A 24,921-nucleotide genomic window follows, 5' to 3' on the forward strand; every position below is an offset into this window, starting at 1 on the left:
ATGATTAAGCTGCTTTTTGCTCTGTTTGCACATTTGTATTTTGAAGTGAGTTATAAACACCAGTGCCAATGACTTCTAATGCCATTTTCATACGTTCTGGTGAGATGTTTTCTAGTACATTATCTTGAGGCGTATGGTATACTTTCTCAATATGATAGATTAATGGATCCCAACTATCAACGCCCATCCAAATGAATAGTGCAGAAGGAATACCGACTTCAGCAAATGGAACATGGTCGCTCGAACCGAACTTTCCTTGAAGAACAAGATCATTATTTAGCTCCTTACTAGCTTGTAATGCAGCATTCGTTACAAGGTTTGTTGAACCATCAAGAGTCATCGCATATAAGTTCTTAGCCTTTTCATAGTTTGTGGCAACCATGTCAGCATTGAACACACCTAAAATACGATCACGTTCTTTCTGTGATAAGTTTTGTACATAATGATCAGAGCCTAGTAATCCCCTCTCTTCTGAGCCGAAAGCGATGAACCGAATTTCCTTATCTGTTTCTACATTTTGAAAAGCACGAGCTAACTCTAATACTAATCCTGTTCCAGAAGCATTATCATTTGCTCCAGGTGCCCCTACGACACTATCATAGTGAGAGCTTATAATGACAGCTTTTTCATTTCCAGTACTCTTTTTTGGTTTCTTTTTTGCGATCACATTTGCAGATTGTAAATTTGTCTCATGTCTTGCTTTTAAAGAGAGCGTCAACGTTTTGTTTGTCGCAAGTTCTTCTTTAAATGCATTCCCTTGTGCATAAGCAAGACCAAATACAGGAATGGATTGTTTTTTTGTTAACTTTGGATTAAAAGTTTGCCCATAATTTCCGCGACCGCCAATTAGGCTATATAATAGGACACCTTTAGCTCCCTTTGCTACAGCATTTTCGACTTGTTTGTTATAGTCTGTTACCGTAGCGCCTCGTTCAAATAAAACAATTTTTCCGTTTACTTCATTTGGAATATCATTTACATCTGTTCCATCTTGTACAAAAATGAGTGGAGCGGTAACAGGTTCACTAGAAATAAGAGCATTTGGGGCAGCTCCAGCTTGCCAACTTTTTGATTGTGATAATGATGAGTCTATAAAGCCTACATATTGATCAGGTACAGAGAAAGGTTGATATTCGACCTCATACCCGAGTGATTGTAGTTTCATTCCAACGTAACGGGAAGCCCATTGCTCTGATTTTGTTCCACCAGGGCGTGGACCGATGGTTTCGGATAAGAATCGGACGTGTTCGATGGCGCGATTTGCATCAACTTGTTGGGTAATAGGTGAAGTTTTTATGGTTTCTGGTGGGGAATCAGCCTTTGCTTGTCCGATTGGAGCGAGGCTAATAGCGAGTGTAGCAGCAAGCAAAGAGCTTACTATTTTTTTCTTTAGTAATCTTTTCATATTTTTCTCTCCCATTCTTCTAATCTGTATGACTGACAAAAGAAGATGGTTAACACCCTTTATTTTATTATAAAATTTCTGTATTTTCAATTATTTTAAATTGAGAAATAAGGTGGAACTATAAAATATGTATATTTGCATATTTTTGGCGGAGGTATGTATGTTATCATTCTAATCGAAGGCTCGCTTTCTCTTTGAAAGCCCCTAAATTGCATGAATCTAGTGTACCCAAACTTTAGATTATGTAGAGAAAAGAGATCCCATTTAGGATTTCTTTTTCTTATTGCTTGAACCTTATGAAGATGATAATCATGTTTTCGCATTCCATGATTATGATCAGTGATATATGTAAGGCATCCATATGAAAAAAGAGGCTGTTCAAGATTTGAACAGCCTCGCCCCGTTAAAAAAGGTGATTCTGAAAAAGAATCACCTTTTTATTTTAGTCTTGTAATTGTGTTAAAATAATCGGCTCACCACGTGTGACAATAATGGTATGTTCGCATTGTGCAACAAGGCTTTTATCTGGTGTAATGAATGTCCAACCATCATCACCGCGTTCAATAATATGATTCGCTTTCATAGAGATGAATGGCTCTACAGCAATAACAAGCCCATCTTTTAAAAGCGCGTTATCCATTGGATCATAGTAATTTAAAATGTGATTTGGCGCTTCATGAAGGCTAAGTCCGATACCGTGTCCTGTTAAGTTTTGAATAACGTTATATCCGTTTTTATGAGCAAAGTTAGAAACTGCACGACCAATTTGATTTTGTTTTGAACCAGCTTTTACTTTTTTCATAGCTGCCCAAAATGCATCTACAGCTGCTTGGCAAAGTTTTTCTTTTTCTTCATCTGCTCCAAGGACAAATGAAATTCCTGTATCCGCATAATAACCATCAAGTGCAGCAGATACATCTACGTTTACTAAATCGCCTTCTTTTAATACACGATCTCCTGGGATACCATGGGCAACTTCTTCATTTACACTAATACACGTTACACCTGGGAAATCATATTCTTTTTCAGGTGCAGAAATGGCACCGTGTTCATCTAATACTTTTTTACCAATTAAATCAAGCTCTTTCGTTGTCATACCTGGCTTTGCTTGCTTTTTCATTTCCTCGCGTGCAAGTGCAACGATACGGCCGATTTTTCGTAAACCCTCTAAATCTTGTTCATTACGAATAATCATGAAAACCACTGTCCTTCCTCGAATGTATCTTACCCGATTGTATCACGTTTATTTTTGTCCTGCTACTTGTGTGCAATATACAAGGGTTGATTCTATTCATAAAGAATATGTGACAATTGTCATGTGTAAGTCATGACGCATCATACTGTTTTCTTAGTTTTCCAATTTATACAATATAAACATAAGAAGCAACGGGGGTAGAGAGATGGAAAAGATTATTGAAGTAAATAATGTTTCAAAAATATTTAAATATAAAAAAGCAGTAGATCACGTTTCGTTTCATGTGGAGAAAGGACAAATTGTCGCATTGCTCGGTCCGAATGGCGCGGGGAAAACAACAACGATTTCTATGATGCTTGGATTAAAAGAGCCATCAGAAGGAAATGTGTCTCTATTTGGAAAGAGTCCAAAACATCAAAGTGTTCGAAATCGCCTTGGCGCGATGCTACAAGAGGTTAGTGTGATTGATAGTATAACAGTAGAAGAGGCAATTGAGTTATTTCGTAGTTATTATACAAGTCCAATTGCAAAAGAAACGTTACTTCGGTTATCGAATTTAGAATTAGAAAGAAAACAGCGATGTGAGAAATTATCAGGTGGACAAAAGAGAAGGTTAAATTTTGCCCTTGCTCTTGCAGGGAACCCAGAATTGCTATTTTTAGATGAACCTACTGTAGGTATGGATATTACATCTAGAAAAAAATTTTGGGAAACAATTCGAAAACTAGCAAGTGAAGGAAAAACAATTATTTTAACAACACATTATTTAGAAGAAGCAGATGCTTTAGCTAATCGAATTTTGTTATTTGCAAATGGGAAAATCATTGCTGATGGAACACCAGAAGAAATGAAAGCAACCATTTCGCAAAAAACGATTTCTTTTTCTATGAAGGAGAAAATCCCAACAGCTTTATTGAAGGAATTACCGCATGTTACGGGTGTGCAGTTTCATAATCAGCGCATCATTTTAAGAACAGATAATATAGATGATACATTGCGGGCTATTTTTCAAAAGAGTTTACCTGTTCAAGATATTGCAGTAGAACGTGGAAGCCTTGATGAAGCCTTTGAACAATTTGTTGCAAATCAGAAGGAGGGAATTGTATGAGAGTAGTATGGATGCAGTGCAAAATAGAAATTTTACGTACGTTTCGTAATAAATTATTTATCTTTTTCTCGTTATTAATGCCAGTTATGTTTTATTACATTTTTACAAATGTTATTCAGGTGCCACAAAACGGAGATGCTTGGAAAGCGCATTATTTAATTTCAATGGCAACCTTCAGTATTGTAGGAACTGCACTTTTTAGTTTCGGTGTAAGGCTATCGCAGGAAAAGGGACAAGGTTGGACGCATCTTTTAAAAATTACTCCCCTCCCAGAAGGAGTATATTTAACAGCTAAAGTTATTGCCCAAACAGTAGTAAATGCTTTTTCTATCCTCGTTATTTTTATCGTAGGCAAGGTAATGAATCATGTAGATTTGACATTGGGACAGTGGATCGGTGCTGGATTGTGGCTTTTATTAGGTGTCACCCCATTTTTAGCACTTGGAACAATTGTTGGATCCATTAAGAAAGCTGATGCAGCTTCAGGGCTTGCTAATATTTTAAATATGAGTTTGGCAGTGCTAGGCGGCTTATGGATGCCAATTGAAATATTTCCAAAAGTATTAAGAGCGATTGGAGAATGGACACCAACATATCATTTTGGAAGTGGAGCATGGGATATTGTAGCTGGTAAGTCTATATCATTGGAAAATATCGTGATTTTAGGAGGTTATTTTCTCATATTTGCTGTAATATCAATATATATAAGAAAAAGACAGGAAGCGGTATAGAGTGAAAGAGAAGAAGCAGTTTGAACTATTTCCAAAAAATATGGGTTTTTTCCCATACGTCTGGCTTGTCTATTTAGTATTTCCAATTTATTCGTTATCTCAAGAGACTGGTTGGAAATTAGTAATAGGATCCGGTATGCTCTTTGTTTTTGTTCTAGCATACCGGCAACTTTATTTTGTAAAACGAACATTTATAATATGGGCATGCTTCCAAATGTTTATTGCGTTTTATTTAGGGATTATTTATAGCCCTTACCTTATTTTTTTATGTTTTTTTACAGCAAATGCAATCGCATTTGCACCAACAAAAAGATCCTTTCGCATATTGTTTTCTTTATTAGTGTTAACTGTCATTGTCTTCATATTAGTATTTAGTCAAGATTTTTCATTCACCTCTTTTTTAGGTGGAGTACCGATGTTTATTTTAATGCTTATGATGCCATTTGCGATGCGTAATTTTAATCAGAAAAAGATGCTAAAGAATCAATTAAATGAAGCAAATGAACAGATTAAAGAGCTAGTAAAACGTGAAGAGCGCCAACGAATTGCAAGGGATCTCCACGATACGTTAGGACATACATTATCTCTTATTACGTTAAAAAGTCAGCTCGTTGAGAAGTTAATTGTGAAGAATCCAGAGCGTGCCAGCATAGAAATAAAGGAAATTACACAAACATCGCGAACTGCCTTAAAGCAACTTCGTGAACTCATTTCTGATATGCGAATGATTACCGTAGAAGAAGAGTTGGAACAAATAAAGGTGATTTTACAAGCTGCTAATATTTCATTGGCAGTAGATCAACAGGCGAATATGCATGCCTTATCACCACTTGAGCAAAATATTGTAGGAATGTGCCTGCGTGAAGCTATAACGAACGTTGTGAAGCATAGTAAGGCGACATCATGCGAAGTGTCTTTATGCGAAACACAAGGGAAACTGATTTTGCAGGTAAAAGATAACGGAGTAGGTTTCCAAAAACGAAGTCATGATGGAAACGGGATTTTAGGAATGAAAGAGCGGCTTACACTTATTGATGGTTCATTGGAACTAAAGAAATTGAAGCAAGGAACGATGTTAATAGTGAATGTGCCTATTGTAATTAGAACAGGAAAAGACGGGGTGAGAGCATGATTCGAATTATCCTTGCTGAGGATCAACGAATGCTGCGTGGTGCATTGGGGGCGCTGCTTGATTTAGAAGACGATATTGAAGTGGTTGGGCAAGCGGAAAATGGAGAAGAGGCTTTAACATTAATTGAAAAGCTACAACCGGATGTTAGTATCATGGATATTGAAATGCCGATTCAAAGCGGTTTAGATGTTGCTGAAACATTGCAGAGGAAGAAATCATCATGCAAAGTAATGATTTTAACAACATTTGCACGTCCAGGTTATTTTGAAAGAGCGATGAAAGCTGGTGTGCATGGATACTTATTGAAAGATAGTCCGAGCGAGGAGTTAGCGGAAGCCGTTCGCAATGTGATGAAAGGAAAACGAGAGATTTCTCCAGAGCTCATGTTTGGATTATGGCAAGAACAAAATCCGTTATCAGATCGCGAGAGAGAAGTCCTTTTATTAGCGAAAGAAGGAAAGGCAACAAATGATATTGCAAAGTCACTTTATCTTTCTCCTGGTACAGTAAGAAACTATATTTCAGACGTATTAGCGAAGCTTGATGCGAAAAATAGAATTGAAGCAATTACAATTGCAGAGGAAAAAGGATGGATATAAAAAAGGAAGTTTACTGACTATATGTTGGTAAACTTCCTTTTTTATAGACAGCCGTTTCAGTAAAACGTTCTAAATTAATAGATGTAATGCAGATTTTACTTCATTTTTCGACAAAAAATTTGTTATAGTAAGATTAGATTGTTAATTTAAAATTTAGGGGATTTTACCGTTAATAGTTGTAATTACTCCATTGATCGCACCTCTTATCATGCTTATATGTTTTTGTAAGGCGTACTTCGTTTCGTTGTTTGTAAGTTGAAAATCTCCGTGTTTTAGTAATAATCTGTTCTTGTGGAACTTTAGCCTCATTTCTTTCACCTTTCAAATAATTTTAGCAATATTTTTGTTTATATTATTTTGAGATTTGTTAATTTTCTAATGGTTAAACTAGGCTGAGCCATTTTAATTTTTATTGAAATTTTGGGTGTAAATCACTTCCATTGATAACGGAGAAGTAGACTGAAGACAATGAAAACTCCATGAATTTTCACATGATTTGAGGAGAATGTTATGAAAAAAATGTCGAATTTTATATATATTATGCATGATTTCATATCAAATCATATTGAATTAACATTATTGTAGTTGTATGACAACTTAAGAAGAATAGATTGCTGTAATGGGATGGTGAGCGAGCGTGCAAGCAGAAAAGCTAGGAAGCGAAATAAAGAAGATTAGAGTGATGAGGGGTTTAACGCAAAAACAGTTATCTGAAAATATATGTCATCAATCAGAGGTGAGCAGAATCGAATCTGGTGCAGTATATCCAAGTATGGACATACTGCAAGGAATTGCAGCAAAATTACAAGTTCCGATTACCCACTTTTATGAGGTTCTCGTCTATTCTGATATTGAAAGGAAGAAAAGGTTCAAAGATCAAATTCAGCTGCTGAGTAAGAAAAAACAATATGATGAAATTTATAAAATCATTTCCAACGAACTTAAAAAGGAAAAGAGTCATCCTGAGTTTAAACAATTTCTTCTTTGGTACTATTATTTATCTGCATATGTTTTAAAGAAAATTAGTTTTGAATATTGTGTATTAGAGTTGAAAAATATTATTCATCAGCAATATAGTAGTGTGGATGTATTTCAGAACTTATATATTGAAAATTCAATAGCTAGTATTTATGCAGAAAATGACCGATTGGAAAAAGCAATAACTTTATTTCAAAACATCTTGAAACAACTAGAATCTTTACATAATAACGAGGAATTTATAATTAAGGTGAAATATAATTATGCAAAATCATTATATTTAAGTGATAAATATAATGAGGCTCTGTATCAAGTGAACCAAGCTATTGAGGTTTCATGTAATATCGGTAGTATGACACTACTGGGACAATTGTATTATCAAAAAGGGGAATGTTTAGAAAAGTTAGGCTATCCATCAAAGGAAATTGAGGAAGTTTATAATAAAGCGCTCTTATTTTTTGAATTATTGGATTTACATTCATATAAAAAGATATTGCTATGTAAGAAAAAATATATAAATAATTAAGCATGGTTAGAATATGCAAAATTGCATGTTTCATGAGGGCGATTTCATGTTATATTTAGGAAAAACAAAACATAGGGTGATAAACATGAAGAAATTTCTTGCTTGTAGTTTAGTAGCAGTAGCAATGCTAGCTGGTGTTGCTTTTGGTGTAGGTCAAGATCAGGCATTAACAAATCAACAAGAAGAAGTACAGTTAGCTTCAGATTTACCTTTTGAACATTAAAATAAAAACAACTGTCTACATTTTAGGCAGTTGTTTTTTGTAGCAACCTTTAGATATTTTCCTCATTCCCAAAGTTTGAATGGAATGATAGGTGCAGTAATCATTGTTTATGTGTTTCTCATTTTTCAATTACAGAAGCTTTATAAAGCTACAGTACACGAGATATATGAAAAATGCATGTAACATCTTCTTTTTTGTAAGCTCTCCTATAAAAAAAACGCTAATATCGTCCCCAGCAATTCCTTTCCTCTATCAATAAGGGATAGAGAACTAACATCTTGCAAGGAAAGTAATACGGAAGATTGAATATCTTTGTTAAACTTCTTTTGGATTGCATGTATAAACTCCTCGTCATACAATAAGCAATTCATCTCATGGTTTATATATAAACTCCTCATATCCACATTGGCAGTTCCAATATCGCATATACGATTATCTATTATAATGATTTTTGCATGGAAGAACCCTTCTTGAAATGTATAAATGTTACACCCAGCTCGCATGAGTTTTCGGCAGTATGGTAATTTTGCTTCTCTTACAAGAGGATGGTCGGCTTTGTTAGGAACAAGAATGGTAATTTGTACACCTCTTTTTCTCGCTTGTAATAAGGCGCTCATAATTTTTTTACCAGGGATAAAATAAGGTGTTCCGATATAGATTTTTTCATTTGCACTTTCAATTAAATGTAAAAATGTAGACTGTAAATAAGCGCCATCTGTTGGGATAAATCGATGAAGAATACTACCGGGTGCTTGTTTTGGAAAATAGATTGTATTCTTTAATAAATCTTGATTTGTATCGTCACGCCAATCATGTAAAAATTGCTTTTGTAAATCTTGCACACCTTCTCCTGTAAGCCGTAAATGATAATCGCGCCACAATCCTAATTTAGGATTGTGACCTAAATATTCTTCCCCGATATTAAAGCCGCCAATATATCCTATTTTCCCATCGATGATTGTAATTTTTCGATGATTTCTTTGATTCGCTGAAAAGAAAAGAAAGGGGAATTTTACTTTGTGGCAAAATGAAAAAGAGACGCCACTGTTTTGTAATGATTGAATAGATTTTTTTGATAATTGATGACTTCCAATTTGGTCAAGAAGGAGACGCACTTCAACTCCTTGTTTTGCTTTATCACATAGCAATTGTAAAAAGACTTGACTGATTTCATCATTTTTCACAATAAAAAATAAAATATGGATATGGTGCGTTGCTTTTCGAATATCGTGAAATAAATTATTATATAAGTCCGTTCCGTATGTATAAAGCTGAAAATTACTACGGCGCAAAGGGAAAGTACGAGGTTTTAGCCGTCTGAGATGAAGGCTTCTGCCATACGAGAGATCTATTGCAATCCAAAGGACAACACTTATTAGCAAAAGAGCTGAAAAAAACATTACCAGTCTTCCTTCCTCGCACTCATTTTTTAGTAAGATGCTTCCCCCTTACTTGCATCACAATGCTTATAGTTTAAACAAAAGAATGTAAAGTGATTCAATCCTAGTTTCTCGTATTTATTTTTACATGTGATGTAAGAGTATGAAAATAAACAGACTGATGAAAAAAGATGTTGTTGTATAACAAAAAACTGTTGACTGAATGCTCACTCATTATATAATGTGGGTAGGGGGATATAATTCAGAAAATTATATGTTTTCGAAGATTCAAAAAGAAAGAAGGTTATAAGGAGAGGGGTAGCATAAAATGAATAGCTTACTAATCGTAAATTGGCTAGCTTCTATTGCGGTTATTGCTTATGCGGTATATTTGTTTGTATACCTCATACGAACGAGGATGGCCTACATACAATTAGGAAAAAAAGTAGAGTTTGACCGCCGATTTAAAGAGCGATGGGATATCCTCAAAGTGAACGTCTTTGGGCAAAAAAAATTGCTCAAAGATAAAAAGAGCGGTATTATGCACGTTATGTTTTTTTACGGATTTATTCTTGTCCAATTTGGAGCAATCGACTTCATTTGGAAAGGTCTCGCACCAGGATCACATCTTCCACTAGGACCACTATACCCTGCATTTACATTCTTCCAAGAAATTGTCACACTTATGATTTTAATCGCAGTTGTTTGGGCTTTTTATAGAAGGTATGTTGAAAAGCTCGTTCGTTTAAAACGAAATTTTAAATCAGGCCTCGTCCTTATTTTTATTGGAGGCTTAATGCTTTCCGTATTACTTGGTAACGGAGCCGGCATTATTTGGCACGGAGAAGAGCTTTCTTGGAGCGAACCAATTGCTTCTGGAATCGCTTATGTTCTTTCGGGAATAAATGAAACCGCATCCATTTATATATTCTATTTTTCTTGGTGGGTGCATTTACTTATTTTATTAACATTTTTAGTTTATGTTCCGCAGTCCAAACATGCACATTTAATTGCAGGACCGGTAAATGTATTTTTTACTCGCCTTACGAATCCAGGGAAACTTGAAAAGATTGATTTTGAAGATGAAACACAAGAAACATTTGGTGTTGGAAAGGTTGAAGACTTTAGACAGACGCAGCTTATTGATTTATATGCGTGTGTAGAGTGCGGACGCTGCACCAATATGTGTCCAGCAACTGGAACTGGAAAAATGTTGTCACCGATGGATTTAATCGTAAAGCTTCGCGATCATTTAACAGATAAAGGAGCGGCGGTAACTTCAAAAGTACCGTGGGTTCCAGCTGTTGCTTTTCACAATACACAAGGTAATCAATTGGCGCTTATGGCTTCTAGTAAAGGACAGCAAGAATCAGCAGCTACAGCACCTTTATATAATCCAAGTTTAATTGGAGATGTCATTACAGAAGAAGAGATTTGGGCTTGTACAACGTGCCGTAACTGTGAGGATCAATGTCCGGTCATGAACGAGCATGTTGATAAAATTATTGATTTGCGTCGTTACCTTGTCTTAACAGAAGGAAAGATGGATGCTGAAGCGCAGCGTGCTATGACGAATATTGAGCGGCAAGGAAATCCGTGGGGACTAAATCGTAAGGAGCGCGAAACGTGGCGTCAAGGTGACGATGAGGTAACCGTGCCAACTGTGAAAGAGAAAACAAAGGCTGGCGAAGAATTTGAATATTTATTCTGGGTTGGTTCTATGGGATCATATGACAACCGCAGTCAGAAAATTGCGATATCATTCGCGAAATTAATGAATAAAGCGGGCATTTCATTTGCGATCCTTGGAAACAAAGAAAAGAACTCGGGAGACACGCCGCGCCGCCTCGGAAATGAATTTGTATTCCAAGAGATGGCAACGAAAAATATTGCCGAATTTGAGAAATCGGGTGTAAAGAAAATTGTTACGATTGACCCGCATGCTTATAACACATTTAAAAATGAGTATCCAGACTTTGGGTTACAAGCAGAAGTCTATCATCATACAGAACTATTAGCCCAGTGGGTGAAAGAAGGACGTTTAAAACCTGTCCATCCTGTTGAAGAGACGATTACGTACCACGATTCTTGTTATTTAGGAAGATATAACGAAGTATATGAAGCGCCGCGCAGCATTTTAAAGGCGATTCCGGGCGTTACTGTTGTAGAAATGGAGCGCAATAGGGAAACAGGAATGTGCTGCGGTGCAGGTGGCGGATTAATGTGGATGGAAGAGACTACAGGCTCACGCATTAACGTGGCTCGTACGGAACAAGCACTTGCTGTGAAACCATCTATTATCGGTACAGGATGTCCGTACTGTTTAACGATGATTAGCGATGGAACGAAAGCGAAGGAAGTTGAAGAACAAGTACAAACACTAGATGTAACAGAGATTTTAGAACGGTCTGTTATTGGACCAAAGGTAGAAGCGATGTAATGTAGAAGAATTCATACAACTTTAGATAGAGGTGCAGATTGCACCTCTTCTCAACGAAAAGATATCGAGCGAGCGCTCGGCAGTCAAAAAGAAATGGGGGAATTAAAGTTGGTAAGAACAGTTATTTTAAGTGCCGCAAGAACACCAGTTGGAAAATTTGGCGGAGTATTAAAAGACGTGAAAGCAACGAAGCTTGGAGGAATTGCTATTCAAGCTGCACTTGAGCGAGCAAATGTGAACAAAGACGATGTAGAAGAAGTGATATTCGGGACGGTTCTGCAAGGAGGACAGGGGCAAATTCCTTCTCGCCAAGCAGCGAGGGAAGCAGGACTTCCTTGGGAGACACGTACGGAAACAATAAATAAAGTTTGTGCATCAGGTCTTAGAGCTGTGACATTAGCGGATCAAATTATTCGCGCAGGGGATCAAACGTTAATTGTAGCGGGCGGAATGGAATCCATGAGCAACAGCCCGTACATTTTAGAAGGCGCGCGTTGGGGATATCGAATGGGACATAGTAAAGTTGCTGATTTAAATATAGTAGATGGTTTAACATGTTCCTTCTCTGGCGTCCATATGGGCGTATACGGTGGTGAGGTAGCGAAGGAAGAAGGAATTTCTCGCGAAGCACAAGATGAGTGGGCGTATCGCAGTCATCAACGTGCAATTGCGGCACAGAAAGAAGGGCGATTTGACGAGGAAATCGTACCTGTATCCGTACCGAAGCGCAAAGGTGATCCAATCGTTGTTGCGAAGGATGAGGCGCCGCGTGCAGATACAACAGTTGAAAAATTAGCTACATTAAAGCCTGTTTTTGATAAGACAGCGTCAGTAACAGCTGGAAATGCACCGGGTCTTAATGATGGAGGGGCGGCGCTTGTATTAATGAGCGAGGACAGAGCGCGGCAAGAAGGCAGAAAGCCAGTAGCGACCATTTTAGCGCATACAGCAATTGCTGTAGAAGCAAAGAATTTTCCAAGAACGCCAGGTTATGCAATAAATGAGCTTCTGAAGAAAACGAGAAAAACAGTGGATGATATTGATTTATTTGAGATTAATGAAGCTTTTGCAGCAGTTGCAATTGCGAGTGCAAATATTGTTGGAATTGCAACTGAGAAGATCAATGTAAATGGCGGAGCAGTTGCGATGGGGCATCCGATTGGAGCGAGTGGAGCACGGATTATTGTTACTTTGATTCATGCGTTGAAGCAGCGTGGCGGAGGAATTGGAATCGCTTCGATTTGTAGCGGCGGTGGCCAAGGTGACGCAATTATGATTGAAGTCCATTAATAAAAAGGGGGAGAAGAAATGAGTATACAAAAAATTGTTGTAATCGGTGCAGGGCAAATGGGATCAGGTATTGCACAGGTGTGTGCAATGGCTGGCTATGAAGTGTTTATGCAAGATGTAAAGCAAGAGCAATTAGAGAAGGGATTAGGTGTAATAACTAAAAATTTAGCACGCCAAGTAGAAAAGGGACGTATGGATGAAGAGGCGAAGGACGCAACATTACGTCTTCTTACAACTACAATTGAATTAGATTGTGTAAAAGAAGCAGATCTTGTTATTGAGGCTGCTGTAGAAAAAATGGATATTAAAAAGAAAATTTTTGCGAATTTAGATGAAATTGCTCCGGAACATACCATTTTAGCGACAAATACTTCTTCATTGCCAATTACCGAAATAGCAGCAGCAACAAATCGACCAGAGAAAGTGATCGGTATGCACTTTATGAATCCTGTACCAGTAATGAAATTAGTGGAGATTATTCGCGGACTTGCAACAGATGATGCCGTGTATAAAGCAATTGAAGATATTACAAAGAAAATTGGGAAAGTGCCCGTTGAAGTAAATGACTTCCCTGGTTTTGTTTCGAATCGTATTTTATTACCGATGATTAATGAAGCGATTTATGCGCTATATGAAGGTGTCGCAACGAAAGAGGCGATTGACGAGGTCATGAAGCTTGGAATGAATCATCCAATGGGGCCGTTAACATTAGCAGATTTTATCGGCTTAGACACATGCTTATACATTATGGAAGTATTGCATGAAGGCTTAGGAGATAGCAAATATCGTCCATGTCCGCTATTGCGGAAATATGTAAATGCTGGCTGGCTCGGTCGAAAAACAGGTCGTGGTTTTTACGTATATGAGTAAAGGGTAAGAAAAGGTAGGTCTCCATCTTTTTTCAAAGTAGTAGTCTTACCAGAGAATTGAAAAGATCGATAGCAAATGGAGGCGAGGCATATGAATTTTCATTTTACAGAAGAACAACAAATGATGAGGAAGATGGTTCGGGATTTTGCTCAAAAGGAAGTTGCTCCCTTTGTTCCAGAGATGGAACAAGGGGTGTTTCCTAGAGAGATTTTGAAGAAAATGGGGGAACTTGGATTGATGGGAATTCCAGCACCGGCAAAGTATGGCGGTGCTGAAATGGACTTTATTTCTTATATTTTAGCGATTGAAGAACTATCAAAGGTAAGTGCAGCCATTGGGGTGATTTTAGCGGTACATACATCTGTTGGCACAAATCCTATTTTATATTTTGGAACAGAAGAGCAAAAGAAAAAGTATGTTTCAAAGCTTGCAACAGGAGAGTATTTAGGGGCATTTGCTTTAACGGAGCCAGGTGCTGGGTCTGATGCGGGCAGTTTGAAATCAAGAGCTATCAAAGATGGGGATCATTATGTGATTAACGGCTCCAAAATATTTATTACAAATGGAGGCGAGGCGGATACATATATCGTATTTGCTTCTACAAATCCAGAGGCAGGAAAGAGCGGAATATCTGCATTTATTGTAGAGAAGGATACGCCAGGCTTAATTATTGGAAAAGATGAACATAAGATGGGGCTTCATGGCTCTCGTACAGTGCAGCTTACTTTTGAAGATATGAAGGTTCCAGCTGAGAATTTACTTGGCAAAGAAGGACAAGGCTTCAAAGTCGCGATGGCAAATTTAGACGTTGGCCGTATTGGAATTGGAGCGCAGGCACTTGGCATCGCCGAGGCGGCACTCGCTTGTGCAGTAGACTATGCAAAAGAACGCAAGCAATTTGGGAAGCCGATTGCCGCGCAGCAAGGACTTGGCTTTAAGTTGGCGGATATGGCAACGAGTGTAGAAGCCGCACGACTGCTTGTATATAGGGCGGCTTCGCTTCGAGCACAGGGGCTTCCGTGCGGGAAGGAAGCTTCCATTGCGAAGCTATTTGCTTCTAAAACTGCAGTGGAAGTTGCAATTGAAGCAGTCCAAGTATTTGGTGGTTACGGTTATACAAAAGAGTATCCCGTAGAAAGATTGTTCCGCGATGCGAAAATTTGTGAAATTTATGAGGGAACGAGTGAAATACAAAGACTTGTAATTAGTAGAGCGCTGTAATAGAAGAGCATGGGGAGGAAAGGGTTATGCATTTCAAGCTATCTGAAGAACATGAAATGATCCGAAAAATGGTACGCGACTTTGCAAGGAATGAAGTTGCTCCCACAGCGGCAAAGCGAGACGAAGAAGAAAGTTTTGATCGCACTTTATTTGATCAAATGGCAGCCCTTGGATTAACAGGAATTCCGTGGCCTGAAGAATATGGGGGAATTGGAAGCGATTACTTAGTCTATGTAATTGCAGTAGAGGAATTATCGCGTGCTTGCGCTTCAACGGGTGTAACGTTATCTGCACATACTTCTCTGGCAGGATGGCCTATTTTTAAATTTGGCACAGAAGCGCAAAAGCAACAGTTTTTACGCCCGATGGCAGAAGGAAAGAAAATCGGTGCATATGGTTTAACGGAGCCAGGTTCAGGATCAGATGCGGGCGGGATGAAAACGACAGCAAGGCGCGAGGGAGATCACTATATTTTAAATGGTTCTAAAATTTTTATTACGAACGGTGGTATTGCGGATATTTACGTTGTTTTTGCCTTGACTGACCTAGAAGCGAAGCAGCGCGGCACAAGTGCTTTTATTGTAGAAAGTGATGCGCCGGGATTCTCGATTGGGAAGAAGGAGAGTAAGCTTGGTATTCGCTCTTCGCCAACGACAGAAATTATATTGGAAGATTGCCGCATCCCTGCTGAAAACTTACTTGGTGAAGAGGGACAAGGATTTAAAATTGCCATGCAGACGCTAGACGGCGGTCGCAATGGCATTGCCGCGCAGGCAGTAGGGATTGCACAAGCTGCTTTAGATGCTTCTGTGGCATATGCGAGGGAACGACATCAGTTTGGAAAACCAATCGCCGCGCAGCAAGGGATTAGTTTTAAGTTGGCGGATATGGCAACGAATGTAGAAGCAGCGAGGTTACTCACGTATCAAGCGGCTTGGCTTGAATCCGAAGGGCTTCCTTACGGAAAAGAATCGGCGATGTCCAAGTTATTTGCTGGAGATATAGCGATGAAAGTAACAACGGAAGCGGTTCAAGTATTTGGTGGTTACGGATATACGAAGGATTATCCAGTAGAGCGCTTTATGCGCGATGCGAAGATTACACAAATTTATGAAGGAACGCAAGAGATTCAAAGGCTTGTCATTTCTCGTATGTTAACAAAATGAGAGGAAAAAGCGTAGGGAGTCTCCTGCGCTTTTTCTGCAAACGAAAGAGAGGTAAAGGGGATGGTTAAGCATAACGTGCAGGCATCAGTGAAAGATGAGAAATTAGTTGCGCTAAGACGTGAACAAATGATTAAAGGGGCTGTACAGCTTTTTAAGCAAAAAGGGTTTCCACGTACGACGACGAGAGAGATTGCGAAAGCGGCGGGATTTAGCATTGGTACACTGTATGAATATATTCGTACAAAAGATGATGTTTTGTATTTAGTTTGTGATAGTATTTATGAACATGTAAAAGAACGGTTAGAAGAAGTCGTTTGCACAGAGAAGGGCAGCGTCGAAAGTTTAAGAAAAGCGATCACAAATTATTTTAAAGTGATGGATGAATTGCAAGAAGAAGTATTGATTATGTACCAAGAAGTTCGCTTTTTACCAAAGGAATCTTTGCCATATGTATTAGAAAAAGAATTTCAAATGGTAGGGATGTTTGAAAAGATTTTAGAGCATTGTGCAGAAAATGGGACATTCAAATTAACAAAAAAGGAAATTCAGTTGCTTGCTCATAACATTTTTATTCAAGGGCAAATGTGGGGATTTAGACGTTGGGCGCTGCAAAAAATGTATACATTAGAAGAGTATACAGAAATGCAAATTAGATATGTATTGCACGGAGCGTACATGCTTCCAAAATAGACAAATCGTTCATATGAAAAAGTCTTGGATGAAAGTGGATCATAGCTGTAATCATTTTGTTCAACACTTGTGAAAGTTTCACGTTTTTTTTGTAGCATATTTGCTGGAGTTTTGTTTATAATGAATAGTATGGATTTTTTTAAACAGGCCGTTATATATAGGATTATATTTTTAGAAAGGAAGTGCCGCATAAGTGGATTTTAAGCAATATTCTCCAGAAGAGCTACAAGAATTTTCCATGATTGAAGTTGTACATAGTGTTTTAGAGGACAAAAAACAAGCAACATCATTCCAGGATTTAGTTCAAGAAGTTGCTCAAGTACTTGGTTTATCTCAAGAGCAAGTTAATGCGCGAATTGCACAATTTTATACAGATTTAAATATCGATGGACGTTTCATCAATTTAGGAGAAAATCGTTGGGGCCTTCGCACTTGGTATCCATATGAACAAATTGATGAAGAGATCCTACCTCAACCGAAAGCTAAGAAGAAACGTAAAGTTGAAGAAGAAGAAGACTTTGATGATTACGTTGAAGACGAGGAAGACTTCACTACTTTAGATGAAGAAGACGGGGAAGACGTCGATGATTTAGACGATGTTCTTGATGACGACGATGATCTTGATGATTTAGAAGAAGACGATGATTTTGGTGATGAAGAACTTGAGTATGATGAAACTGAAGAGGAAGAGGAAGAACTGTAGTCCTTGACTTTTCATTATCGTCCATGTAGAATCATTTTTGGGCTCTTTAAAAAAGGACGATCATACTTTTTAAGTGTAAATATAAAAGAAAATTGCTCCCTACTTATTACATTTTGTAATGAGGGGAGCAATTTTCTTTTTTGTTTTTTGTTTAGAAAATAAAAAGAGTCTAACAATAAGATAGATACATTGTTATCTACATACGTTGCGCTTTGCAACGGTGATTATATAACAAGAAAGCAGAAGGGAGTACTTTCATGACTAAGTATATTTTTGTAACAGGCGGTGTAGTATCGTCTTTAGGTAAAGGGATTACAGCAGCATCTCTTGGAAGACTTTTAAAAAATCGTGGTTTAAATGTAACCATCCAAAAATTTGATCCATACATTAACGTAGACCCAGGAACAATGAGTCCATATCAACACGGTGAGGTATTCGTAACAGATGATGGTGCGGAAACAGACTTAGACCTTGGTCACTACGAGCGTTTTATCGACATTAATTTAAACAAATACAGCAACGTAACAACTGGTAAAATTTATTCTTCTGTTCTTCAAAAAGAGCGTCGTGGTGAATATTTAGGAGGAACAGTACAAGTTATTCCTCATATTACAAATGAAATTAAAGAGCGTGTATTCCGTGCTGGTCGCGAAACGAATGCGGATGTTGTTATTACAGAAATTGGTGGAACTGTTGGTGATATCGAGTCTCTACCATTCCTAGAAGCAATTCGCCAAATTAAGAGCGACATTGGTCGCGATAACGTAATGTACATTCACTGTACATTAATTCCGTACTTAAAAGCAGCGGGTGAAATGAAAACAAAACCAACGCAACATAGCGTTAAAGAACTTCGTAGCTTAGGTATTCAGCCAAATATTATCGTTGTTCGTACAGAAATGCCTGTTTCTCAAGATATGAAAGATAAACTTGCATTATTCTGTGATATCGATCCAAAAGCAGTTATCGAAGCTGCAGATGCAGATACATTATATGCAGTTCCATTATCTCTTCAAGAGCAAAACATGGACCAAATCGTTTGTGATCACTTAAAACTAGACAACGCTCCTGCAGATATGACAGAGTGGAAAGCATTAGTTGATAAAGTACGTAACCTTTCTAAGAAAACAAGAATTGCTCTTGTTGGTAAATATGTAGAGCTTCAAGATGCATACATTTCTGTTGTAGAAGCACTTCGCCATGCAGGATATACATTTGATACAGATGTAGAAGTAAAATGGGTAAATGCTGAGCATGTAACAGCAGAAAATGTAAAAGAACTAGTTGGCGACACAGATGGTATCCTTGTACCTGGTGGCTTCGGTGACCGCGGTGTAGAAGGAAAAATCGTTGCAATCCAATATGCACGTGAAAACAAAGTTCCATTCTTAGGAATTTGCTTAGGTATGCAACTTGCATCAATCGAATTTGCACGTAACGTATTAGGATTAGAAGGAGCGAATTCTTCTGAAATTAATCCTGACACGCCTTATGCAATTATCGACTTATTACCAGAACAAAAAGATGTAGAAGACTTAGGTGGTACACTTCGTCTTGGTTTATATCCATGTAAGCTTGCTCCAGAAACAAATGCTTACAGAGCTTATAACGAACCGGTTGTATATGAACGTCATCGTCATCGTTATGAATTCAATAACCAATTCCGTCAAGAGATGGAAGACGCTGGATTTATCTTCTCTGGTACAAGCCCAGATGGCCGTCTAGTAGAAATCATTGAATTACAAGATCATCCATGGTTTGTGGCTGCACAGTTCCATCCAGAACTTGTATCTCGCCCAAATCGTCCACAACCATTGTTCCATGATTTCGTACAAGCTTCTATTACAAATAAAGAAAGCAAGTAAGAAAAAAGAGCTCGTTCAAAGTTTATACTTTTGGACGAGCTCTTTTTCCATTCTTTCGTATTGGTTTGTCAGTTAGCCGACATGTATCATTTATATTCTTCAATCATCTCATCAATTGTAAATTTTAAGCCATGATATGCAAATAAGGATAAGATTAAACTTGGGAACCCATAACGGTTGCCTTCATCATTTGGAATTAAGCCTTTTAATAACCTTATATCAATATGTACATCTGTAAAGTGTTCTAAGGATTCAGCACCTTCTTGAATTGCTGAAATGCCAACGATAGAGTGGCCCTCTTCTTGCAATTTCTTGGCGATTGAAACAACTTCTTCATCTGTTGAGAAACGACTGATGAGGAGTACACGATCTGCGGAAGTGACTTCTGCTTGCTTTCCATGTTCTATGAAACGCTTCGCTTTTGGAAGTGGCTCTGCGCCATATAAAGCTTCAGCTACAACACCTTCCATTTCGTTTTTACCATGCAAATAAATGATACCATCGCCGACTAATGCTTGTGCGAGTAAGCGTGCACTATCTTCTATATTCATCTCTTCTTTTTGAGAAATTCTTGTAAAGTAACCGCTAAGCTGGGTGGAAAAAATCTTTAACATTGTAAGGCTCCTTTCAAATATGTTGAGGCGGCTTTCATTATAGCTTATTTTTAAAAGAAAGGCGAAGTGATAAGGGTAGCATATCAAAATGGGAAGCAGTAAAATAAGAAAGAGCAGGAAGGAATTTGATAAAAAATAGCGAAAGTAAATCGAATAAGATATAAGAAGCTTCAAATCTTGTATTTACACAGAAAGGTTGGGGATTATGGAAGGGAAAATTTTAATCGTTGATGATCAATATGGCATTCGCGTGTTATTGCACGAAGTGTTTCAAAAAGAGGGTTATCAAACGTTCCAAGCTGCAAATGGATTTCAAGCTTTAGATATCGTAAAAAAAGATAATCCGGATTTAGTAATATTAGATATGAAAATCCCAGGGATGGATGGTATAGAGATTTTAAAGCATGTCAAAGAGATCAATGCAGATATTAAAGTGATTTTAATGACGGCTTATGGAGAACTAGATATGATTCAAGAAGCGAAAGATTTAGGTGCTTTAATGCATTTTGCAAAACCATTTGATATCGATGAAATTCGTCAAGCAGTGAGAAATGAAATCGCTGTAGAAGCATAAAAAATGAATTTTTTATAAAAAAAATGGAAAAAAGCGTTTACATAGGCTGGTGAGCAGGTGAATACAGTTGAGTTTTTGAGTACAAGTTGTTATCCTATTGAGTGTAGAAAAAAGTCCGGTAGGTTGATATACATAATCTTCCTTATTCTGGTCATACTACCAGCGATAAGAACTTATCGGATACAAAAAACGTTTTTTTAGGAGGATTCACCATGCCTTTAGTTTCCATGAAAGAAATGCTAAACACAGCACTAGAAGGAAAATACGCAGTTGGTCAATTCAATATTAACAACTTAGAATGGACTCAAGCTATTTTAGCAGCTGCAGAAGAAGAAAAATCTCCTGTAATCCTAGGTGTATCTGAAGGTGCAGCTCGTCATATGACTGGTTTCAAAACAGTTGTAGCTATGGTTAAAGCTTTAATCGAAGAAATGAACATTACTGTTCCTGTAGCGATTCATCTTGATCATGGTTCAAGCTTTGAAAAATGTAAAGAAGCAATTGATGCAGGTTTCACATCTGTAATGATCGACGCTTCTCACCACCCATTCGAAGAAAACGTTGAAACTACTAAAAAAGTAGTAGAATACGCACATGCTCGTAACGTATCTGTAGAAGCTGAACTTGGAACAGTTGGTGGACAAGAAGACGACGTAATCGCTGATGGCGTTATCTACGCTGATCCTGAAGAATGTAAACACCTTGTTGAAGCAACAGGTATCGATTGCCTAGCTCCAGCTTTAGGTTCTGTACACGGCCCTTACAAAGGTGAGCCTAACTTAGGATTTAAAGAAATGGAACAAGTTCGTGACCTAACTGGTGTACCTTTAGTACTTCACGGTGGTACTGGTATCCCAACTGCTGACATCACAAAAGCTATTTCTTTAGGTACTTCAAAAATTAACGTAAACACTGAAAACCAAATCGCGTTTACAAAAGCTGTTCGTGAAGTATTAAACAATGACCAAGAAGTTTACGATCCTCGTAAATTTATCGGACCTGGCCGCGAAGCTATCAAAGCAACTGTTATTGGTAAAATTCGTGAATTCGGTTCTAACGGTAAAGCGTAAGAATAAAATTCCGTTTTGGAAACCGTCTACTCTTTTAGACGGTTTCCTTTCGTTGTACAATGAAAGCGTGAACAAGTTGTAAGATTAATTAAATTTCTAAATTTATTCGTACGCCCATATAAAAATGGAACAAAACGCAGTCCTATTAAGAAATGTAATAACGTATGTAAGATGATGAACGACCAATCTTGACAGGCAGTGAGTCTTCATCTATTCACGAAAGATATAACAATTTTTAGGTGAGGTCTTACTGCTTGTTAAGTTCAGACTAAAATAAAATGTTTTACATAGTTTGTTGACCAAGTGGGATTCTTAAGGAAAGTAAATACATTCACAGGAAGGGAGCTCAACATGGAAAAGTTGCTGATTGAAGGTGGAAGGCCTTTAAATGGATCAATTCGCGTGAGCGGTGCAAAGAACAGTGCTGTCGCTCTAATTCCAGCGACAATTTTGGCTGATACTCCAGTAACCATTGGTGGTGTGCCTAATATCTCAGATGTAAAAATGTTAGGGGACTTATTAGAGGAAATTGGAGGAACTGTAACGTATGGGCAAGAGGAAGAGATGATAGTTGATCCTTCCAAAATGGTTGCCATGCCTTTGCCGAATGGAAAAGTAAAAAAATTGCGTGCTTCATACTATTTGATGGGCGCTATGCTTGGCCGTTTCAAAAAAGCTGTAATTGGGCTTCCTGGTGGATGTCACTTAGGTCCAAGACCAATTGATCAGCATATTAAAGGGTTTGAAGCGTTAGGTGCACACGTAACAAATGAACAAGGTGCAATCTATTTAAGAGCGGATGAACTGTGCGGGGCGCGAATTTATTTAGATGTAGTAAGTGTCGGAGCAACCATTAATATTATGCTAGCGGCTGTAAGGGCAAAAGGTAGAACGATAATTGAAAATGCAGCAAAAGAACCGGAAATCATTGATGTAGCTACTTTATTGACAAGTATGGGAGCTCGAATTAAAGGTGCTGGTACAGATGTCATTCGTATCGATGGTGTAGAGTCCTTGCATGGATGTCACCATACGATTATTCCTGATCGCATTGAAGCTGGGACATATATGATTTTAGGCGCTGCTTCCGGCGGTGTAGTAACGATTGATAATGTGATTCCCCAGCATTTAGAATCTGTTACGGCAAAGCTGAGAGAAGCTGGTGTACAAGTTGAAACGAAGGATGATCAAATGAAAGTAAATGGAGATCGTAAATTAAAAACAGTGGATATAAAGACATTAGTATATCCAGGATTTCCAACAGATTTGCAACAACCTTTTACAACGCTTTTAACGAAAGCATATGGTACAGGTGTTGTAACAGATACAATTTATGGGGCTCGCTTTAAACATATTGATGAGCTGCGCCGGATGAATGCAAAAATTAAGGTAGAAGGTCGTTCTGCGATTGTGACAGGACCTGTATCACTGCAAGGTGCAAAAGTGAAAGCAAGCGACTTACGTGCAGGAGCAGCACTTATTATTGCCGGCTTAATGGCAGATGGAATTACAGAAGTAACAGGACTTGAACATATAGACCGGGGTTATGAAAATATAGTAGACAAGCTTAAGGGTCTTGGTGCGAATATTTGGCGAGAACAAATGACGCAGCAAGAAATTGAAGAAATGAAGAATGCATAACATGTATTGTCATTATATGACGAAAAAGTAAATATGTAGTACTTTTGTTAATGAAGAACGAAGGGTTACGATTAACAGAAACAGTACTTTATAGAAAAAGAGAATTTGCAAAATACGGCATAACTATTAAGAATCAAAGGAGAGGAATTATTGTGGAAAGAAGTTTATCTATGGAGTTAGTGCGTGTAACAGAGGCTGCGGCATTATCATCAGCACGTTGGATGGGACGTGGGAAGAAAGATGAGGCAGATGGTGCAGCAACATCTGCAATGCGTGATGTATTTGATACAATTCCAATGAAAGGCACAGTTGTAATTGGTGAAGGTGAAATGGATGAAGCACCAATGCTGTACATTGGAGAAAAATTAGGAACAGGATACGGTCCTCGTGTTGATGTTGCAGTTGACCCATTAGAAGGGACAAACATTGTAGCGGCTGGAGGATGGAATGCTCTTGCTGTTATTGCGATAGCAGACCACGGTAACCTGTTACATGCCCCTGACATGTACATGGATAAAATTGCAGTTGGACCTGAAGCGGTTGGTGCAGTTGATATTAATGCTCCTATTATTGATAATTTACGTGCCGTAGCGAAGGCAAAAAATAAAGATATTGAAGATGTGGTAGCAACAGTGCTTAACAGACCACGTCATCAAGAGATTATTGAAGAAATTCGTAAAGCAGGTGCTCGTATTAAATTGATTAATGATGGTGATGTTGCTGGAGCGATTAATACTGCATTTGATCGTACAGGTGTAGATATTTTATTCGGTTCTGGCGGTGCGCCTGAGGGAGTACTTGCGGCAGTTGCGTTAAAATGTCTAGGCGGCGAGATTCAAGGGAAATTACTTCCGCAAAATGAAACGGAATTAGCTCGTTGTAAAAAAATGGGTATTGATGATATAAACCGCATTCTTCACATGGAAGATTTGGTTAAAGGTGATGATGCAATTTTTGCAGCAACAGGTGTAACAGACGGAGAATTATTGCGCGGAGTTCAATTCAAAGGTAGCGTCGGCACAACACAATCTCTCGTTATGCGTGCAAAATCTGGAACAGTTCGCTTCGTTGACGGACGCCACAGCCTAAGCAAAAAACCAAACCTAGTTATCAAATAAAAAAGCGTAAGCAGCTTGCTCAGAATGGAAGGGGGATGGAACTTCAGACGGAGAGGCGCTCTTTGCCTCGTAGGAAGAAGCGAAGCCACCGCCCATTCTAGCTGCTGAAGCTAGATTAAACAAAAAGCGTAAGCAGCTCGTCCAGAATCACAGGGCATTGGAGCTCCTGACGAAGAGGCGCCCTATGCCTCGCAGGAGGGAGTGAAATGGCCAGAGATTCTAGCTGCTGAAGCTAGATTAAACAAAAAGCGTAAGCAGCTCGTTCAGAATCGCAGGGCATTGGAGCTCCTGACGAAGAGGCGCCCTATGCCTCGCAGGAGGGAGTGAAATGGCCAGAGATTCTAGCTGCTGAAGCTAGATTAAATAAAAAAGCGTAAGCAGCT

Annotated in this window: 21 protein-coding genes and 1 pseudogene; 18 read left to right on the forward strand and 4 right to left on the reverse strand. The window is 38.2% G+C overall.

The genetic code is table 11. The annotated features are described in order from the left end of the window. Positions 1-4 precede the first annotated feature (4 nt). Together MR058_RS17435 and map are read right to left on the reverse strand one after the other, a co-directional pair. On the reverse strand, positions 5-1,405 hold the full coding sequence (locus MR058_RS17435; protein WP_242145163.1) for a M28 family metallopeptidase: 1,401 nt from the start codon (positions 1,403-1,405) through the stop codon (positions 5-7). Positions 1,406-1,847: 442 nt separating this feature from the next. After that, positions 1,848-2,600, reverse strand: a complete 753-nt coding sequence (gene map / locus MR058_RS17440; RefSeq protein WP_242145164.1) for a type I methionyl aminopeptidase — start codon at positions 2,598-2,600, stop codon at positions 1,848-1,850. A 205-nt stretch (positions 2,601-2,805) separates the two neighbouring features. Between map and MR058_RS17445 the strand changes: the two genes are divergently transcribed. The 6 genes from MR058_RS17445 (at position 2,806) to MR058_RS17470 (ending at position 7,897) form a co-directional block, all read left to right on the forward strand. Further along, positions 2,806-3,708 carry an ABC transporter ATP-binding protein gene (locus MR058_RS17445; protein WP_242145165.1) on the forward strand — a complete coding sequence of 301 codons (903 nt, stop codon included), beginning with the start codon at positions 2,806-2,808 and terminating at the stop codon, positions 3,706-3,708. Further along, positions 3,705-4,439 (forward strand): ABC transporter permease, encoded by a 735-nt coding sequence (locus MR058_RS17450; protein ID WP_242145166.1) that lies wholly within the window; start codon positions 3,705-3,707, stop codon positions 4,437-4,439. Before MR058_RS17445 ends, MR058_RS17450 begins: the two co-directional genes overlap by 4 nt. Before the next feature lies 1 nt (position 4,440). After that, entirely contained in the window at positions 4,441-5,571 is a 1,131-nt protein-coding gene (locus tag MR058_RS17455) for a sensor histidine kinase (protein ID WP_242145167.1), read from the forward strand. Further along, entirely contained in the window at positions 5,568-6,170 is a 603-nt protein-coding gene (locus tag MR058_RS17460) for a response regulator transcription factor (protein ID WP_242145168.1), read from the forward strand. The genes MR058_RS17455 and MR058_RS17460 overlap by 4 nt, the downstream gene beginning before the upstream one ends. Before the next feature lie 637 nt (positions 6,171-6,807). Next, positions 6,808-7,674: a helix-turn-helix domain-containing protein gene (locus MR058_RS17465; protein WP_242145169.1), complete on the forward strand. Its 867-nt coding sequence runs from the start codon at positions 6,808-6,810 to the stop codon at positions 7,672-7,674. A gap of 85 nt (positions 7,675-7,759) precedes the next feature. Next, the gene (locus tag MR058_RS17470) at positions 7,760-7,897 is read left to right on the forward strand and encodes a quorum-sensing peptide PapR (RefSeq protein WP_012096314.1); all 138 of its coding nucleotides are present in this window, start codon (positions 7,760-7,762) and stop codon (positions 7,895-7,897) included. Between the two features lie 206 nt (positions 7,898-8,103). Here MR058_RS17470 and cls read toward each other — a convergent pair whose 3' ends face one another. Next, on the reverse strand, positions 8,104-9,297 hold the full coding sequence (gene cls, locus MR058_RS17475) for a cardiolipin synthase (RefSeq protein ID WP_242145170.1): 1,194 nt from the start codon (positions 9,295-9,297) through the stop codon (positions 8,104-8,106). Positions 9,298-9,604: 307 nt separating this feature from the next. On the opposite strand from cls, the gene MR058_RS17480 reads away from it, so the two are divergent. The 8 genes and pseudogenes from MR058_RS17480 to pyrG all read left to right on the forward strand — a co-directional run bounded on the left by MR058_RS17480 (position 9,605) and on the right by pyrG (position 19,521). Then, a complete protein-coding gene (locus MR058_RS17480) occupies positions 9,605-11,716 on the forward strand; it encodes a (Fe-S)-binding protein (protein ID WP_242145171.1) in 2,112 nt (703 codons plus the stop codon). Between the two features lie 9 nt (positions 11,717-11,725). Beyond that, a pseudogene (locus tag MR058_RS17485) lies at positions 11,726-13,006 on the forward strand (acetyl-CoA C-acetyltransferase). A gap of 18 nt (positions 13,007-13,024) precedes the next feature. Continuing rightward, positions 13,025-13,876, forward strand: a complete 852-nt coding sequence (locus tag MR058_RS17490) for a 3-hydroxybutyryl-CoA dehydrogenase (RefSeq protein ID WP_242145172.1) — start codon at positions 13,025-13,027, stop codon at positions 13,874-13,876. Positions 13,877-13,966: 90 nt separating this feature from the next. Next, the gene (locus MR058_RS17495) at positions 13,967-15,097 is read left to right on the forward strand and encodes an acyl-CoA dehydrogenase (RefSeq protein WP_242145173.1); all 1,131 of its coding nucleotides are present in this window, start codon (positions 13,967-13,969) and stop codon (positions 15,095-15,097) included. Between the two features lie 26 nt (positions 15,098-15,123). Next, positions 15,124-16,263: an acyl-CoA dehydrogenase gene (locus MR058_RS17500; RefSeq protein WP_242145174.1), complete on the forward strand. Its 1,140-nt coding sequence runs from the start codon at positions 15,124-15,126 to the stop codon at positions 16,261-16,263. Positions 16,264-16,323: 60 nt separating this feature from the next. Beyond that, a complete protein-coding gene (locus MR058_RS17505) occupies positions 16,324-16,953 on the forward strand; it encodes a TetR/AcrR family transcriptional regulator (protein ID WP_242145175.1) in 630 nt (209 codons plus the stop codon). A gap of 193 nt (positions 16,954-17,146) precedes the next feature. Then, positions 17,147-17,656: a DNA-directed RNA polymerase subunit delta gene (rpoE, locus tag MR058_RS17510; RefSeq protein WP_242145176.1), complete on the forward strand. Its 510-nt coding sequence runs from the start codon at positions 17,147-17,149 to the stop codon at positions 17,654-17,656. 257 nt (positions 17,657-17,913) lie between these two features. Beyond that, positions 17,914-19,521 (forward strand): CTP synthase, encoded by a 1,608-nt coding sequence (gene pyrG / locus MR058_RS17515; protein WP_242145177.1) that lies wholly within the window; start codon positions 17,914-17,916, stop codon positions 19,519-19,521. Positions 19,522-19,607: 86 nt separating this feature from the next. Here pyrG and MR058_RS17520 read toward each other — a convergent pair whose 3' ends face one another. Further along, entirely contained in the window at positions 19,608-20,135 is a 528-nt protein-coding gene (locus tag MR058_RS17520; RefSeq protein WP_242145178.1) for a DUF2529 domain-containing protein, read from the reverse strand. Between the two features lie 205 nt (positions 20,136-20,340). On the opposite strand from MR058_RS17520, the gene spo0F reads away from it, so the two are divergent. From spo0F to glpX, 4 genes are all read left to right on the forward strand, one after another. Beyond that, complete coding sequence (gene spo0F, locus MR058_RS17525; protein ID WP_242145179.1) at positions 20,341-20,709, forward strand: sporulation initiation phosphotransferase Spo0F; 369 nt, start codon at positions 20,341-20,343, stop codon at positions 20,707-20,709. 212 nt (positions 20,710-20,921) lie between these two features. After that, positions 20,922-21,779 (forward strand): class II fructose-bisphosphate aldolase, encoded by an 858-nt coding sequence (locus tag MR058_RS17530; protein ID WP_242145180.1) that lies wholly within the window; start codon positions 20,922-20,924, stop codon positions 21,777-21,779. 351 nt (positions 21,780-22,130) lie between these two features. Beyond that, on the forward strand, positions 22,131-23,420 hold the full coding sequence (gene murA, locus MR058_RS17535; RefSeq protein WP_242145181.1) for a UDP-N-acetylglucosamine 1-carboxyvinyltransferase: 1,290 nt from the start codon (positions 22,131-22,133) through the stop codon (positions 23,418-23,420). Positions 23,421-23,572: 152 nt separating this feature from the next. Next, positions 23,573-24,538 (forward strand): class II fructose-bisphosphatase, encoded by a 966-nt coding sequence (glpX, locus tag MR058_RS17540; protein WP_242145182.1) that lies wholly within the window; start codon positions 23,573-23,575, stop codon positions 24,536-24,538. Positions 24,539-24,921 lie beyond the last annotated feature (383 nt).

The sequence above is a fragment of the Bacillus cereus group sp. BfR-BA-01430 genome (genome assembly GCF_022663115.1).
Lineage (GTDB): Bacteria > Bacillota > Bacilli > Bacillales > Bacillaceae_G > Bacillus_A > Bacillus_A cereus_BD.

What these genes read in the sequence shown, in the direction of transcription:
- cls (WP_242145170.1), bottom strand. Translation starts at nt 9,297, where the DNA reads ATGTTTTTTTCAGCTCTTTTGCTAATAAGTGTTGTCCTTTGGATTGCA.
- spo0F (WP_242145179.1), top strand. Translation starts at nt 20,341, where the DNA reads ATGGAAGGGAAAATTTTAATCGTTGATGATCAATATGGCATTCGCGTG.
- MR058_RS17495 (WP_242145173.1), top strand. Translation starts at nt 13,967, where the DNA reads ATGAATTTTCATTTTACAGAAGAACAACAAATGATGAGGAAGATGGTT.
- MR058_RS17505 (WP_242145175.1), top strand. Translation starts at nt 16,324, where the DNA reads ATGGTTAAGCATAACGTGCAGGCATCAGTGAAAGATGAGAAATTAGTT.
- MR058_RS17530 (WP_242145180.1), top strand. Translation starts at nt 20,922, where the DNA reads ATGCCTTTAGTTTCCATGAAAGAAATGCTAAACACAGCACTAGAAGGA.
- MR058_RS17500 (WP_242145174.1), top strand. Translation starts at nt 15,124, where the DNA reads ATGCATTTCAAGCTATCTGAAGAACATGAAATGATCCGAAAAATGGTA.
- MR058_RS17460 (WP_242145168.1), top strand. Translation starts at nt 5,568, where the DNA reads ATGATTCGAATTATCCTTGCTGAGGATCAACGAATGCTGCGTGGTGCA.
- MR058_RS17450 (WP_242145166.1), top strand. Translation starts at nt 3,705, where the DNA reads ATGAGAGTAGTATGGATGCAGTGCAAAATAGAAATTTTACGTACGTTT.
- pyrG (WP_242145177.1), top strand. Translation starts at nt 17,914, where the DNA reads ATGACTAAGTATATTTTTGTAACAGGCGGTGTAGTATCGTCTTTAGGT.
- MR058_RS17435 (WP_242145163.1), bottom strand. Translation starts at nt 1,405, where the DNA reads ATGAAAAGATTACTAAAGAAAAAAATAGTAAGCTCTTTGCTTGCTGCT.
- MR058_RS17490 (WP_242145172.1), top strand. Translation starts at nt 13,025, where the DNA reads ATGAGTATACAAAAAATTGTTGTAATCGGTGCAGGGCAAATGGGATCA.
- map (WP_242145164.1), bottom strand. Translation starts at nt 2,600, where the DNA reads ATGATTATTCGTAATGAACAAGATTTAGAGGGTTTACGAAAAATCGGC.
- MR058_RS17480 (WP_242145171.1), top strand. Translation starts at nt 9,605, where the DNA reads ATGAATAGCTTACTAATCGTAAATTGGCTAGCTTCTATTGCGGTTATT.
- MR058_RS17445 (WP_242145165.1), top strand. Translation starts at nt 2,806, where the DNA reads ATGGAAAAGATTATTGAAGTAAATAATGTTTCAAAAATATTTAAATAT.
- murA (WP_242145181.1), top strand. Translation starts at nt 22,131, where the DNA reads ATGGAAAAGTTGCTGATTGAAGGTGGAAGGCCTTTAAATGGATCAATT.
- MR058_RS17470 (WP_012096314.1), top strand. Translation starts at nt 7,760, where the DNA reads ATGAAGAAATTTCTTGCTTGTAGTTTAGTAGCAGTAGCAATGCTAGCT.
- MR058_RS17520 (WP_242145178.1), bottom strand. Translation starts at nt 20,135, where the DNA reads ATGTTAAAGATTTTTTCCACCCAGCTTAGCGGTTACTTTACAAGAATT.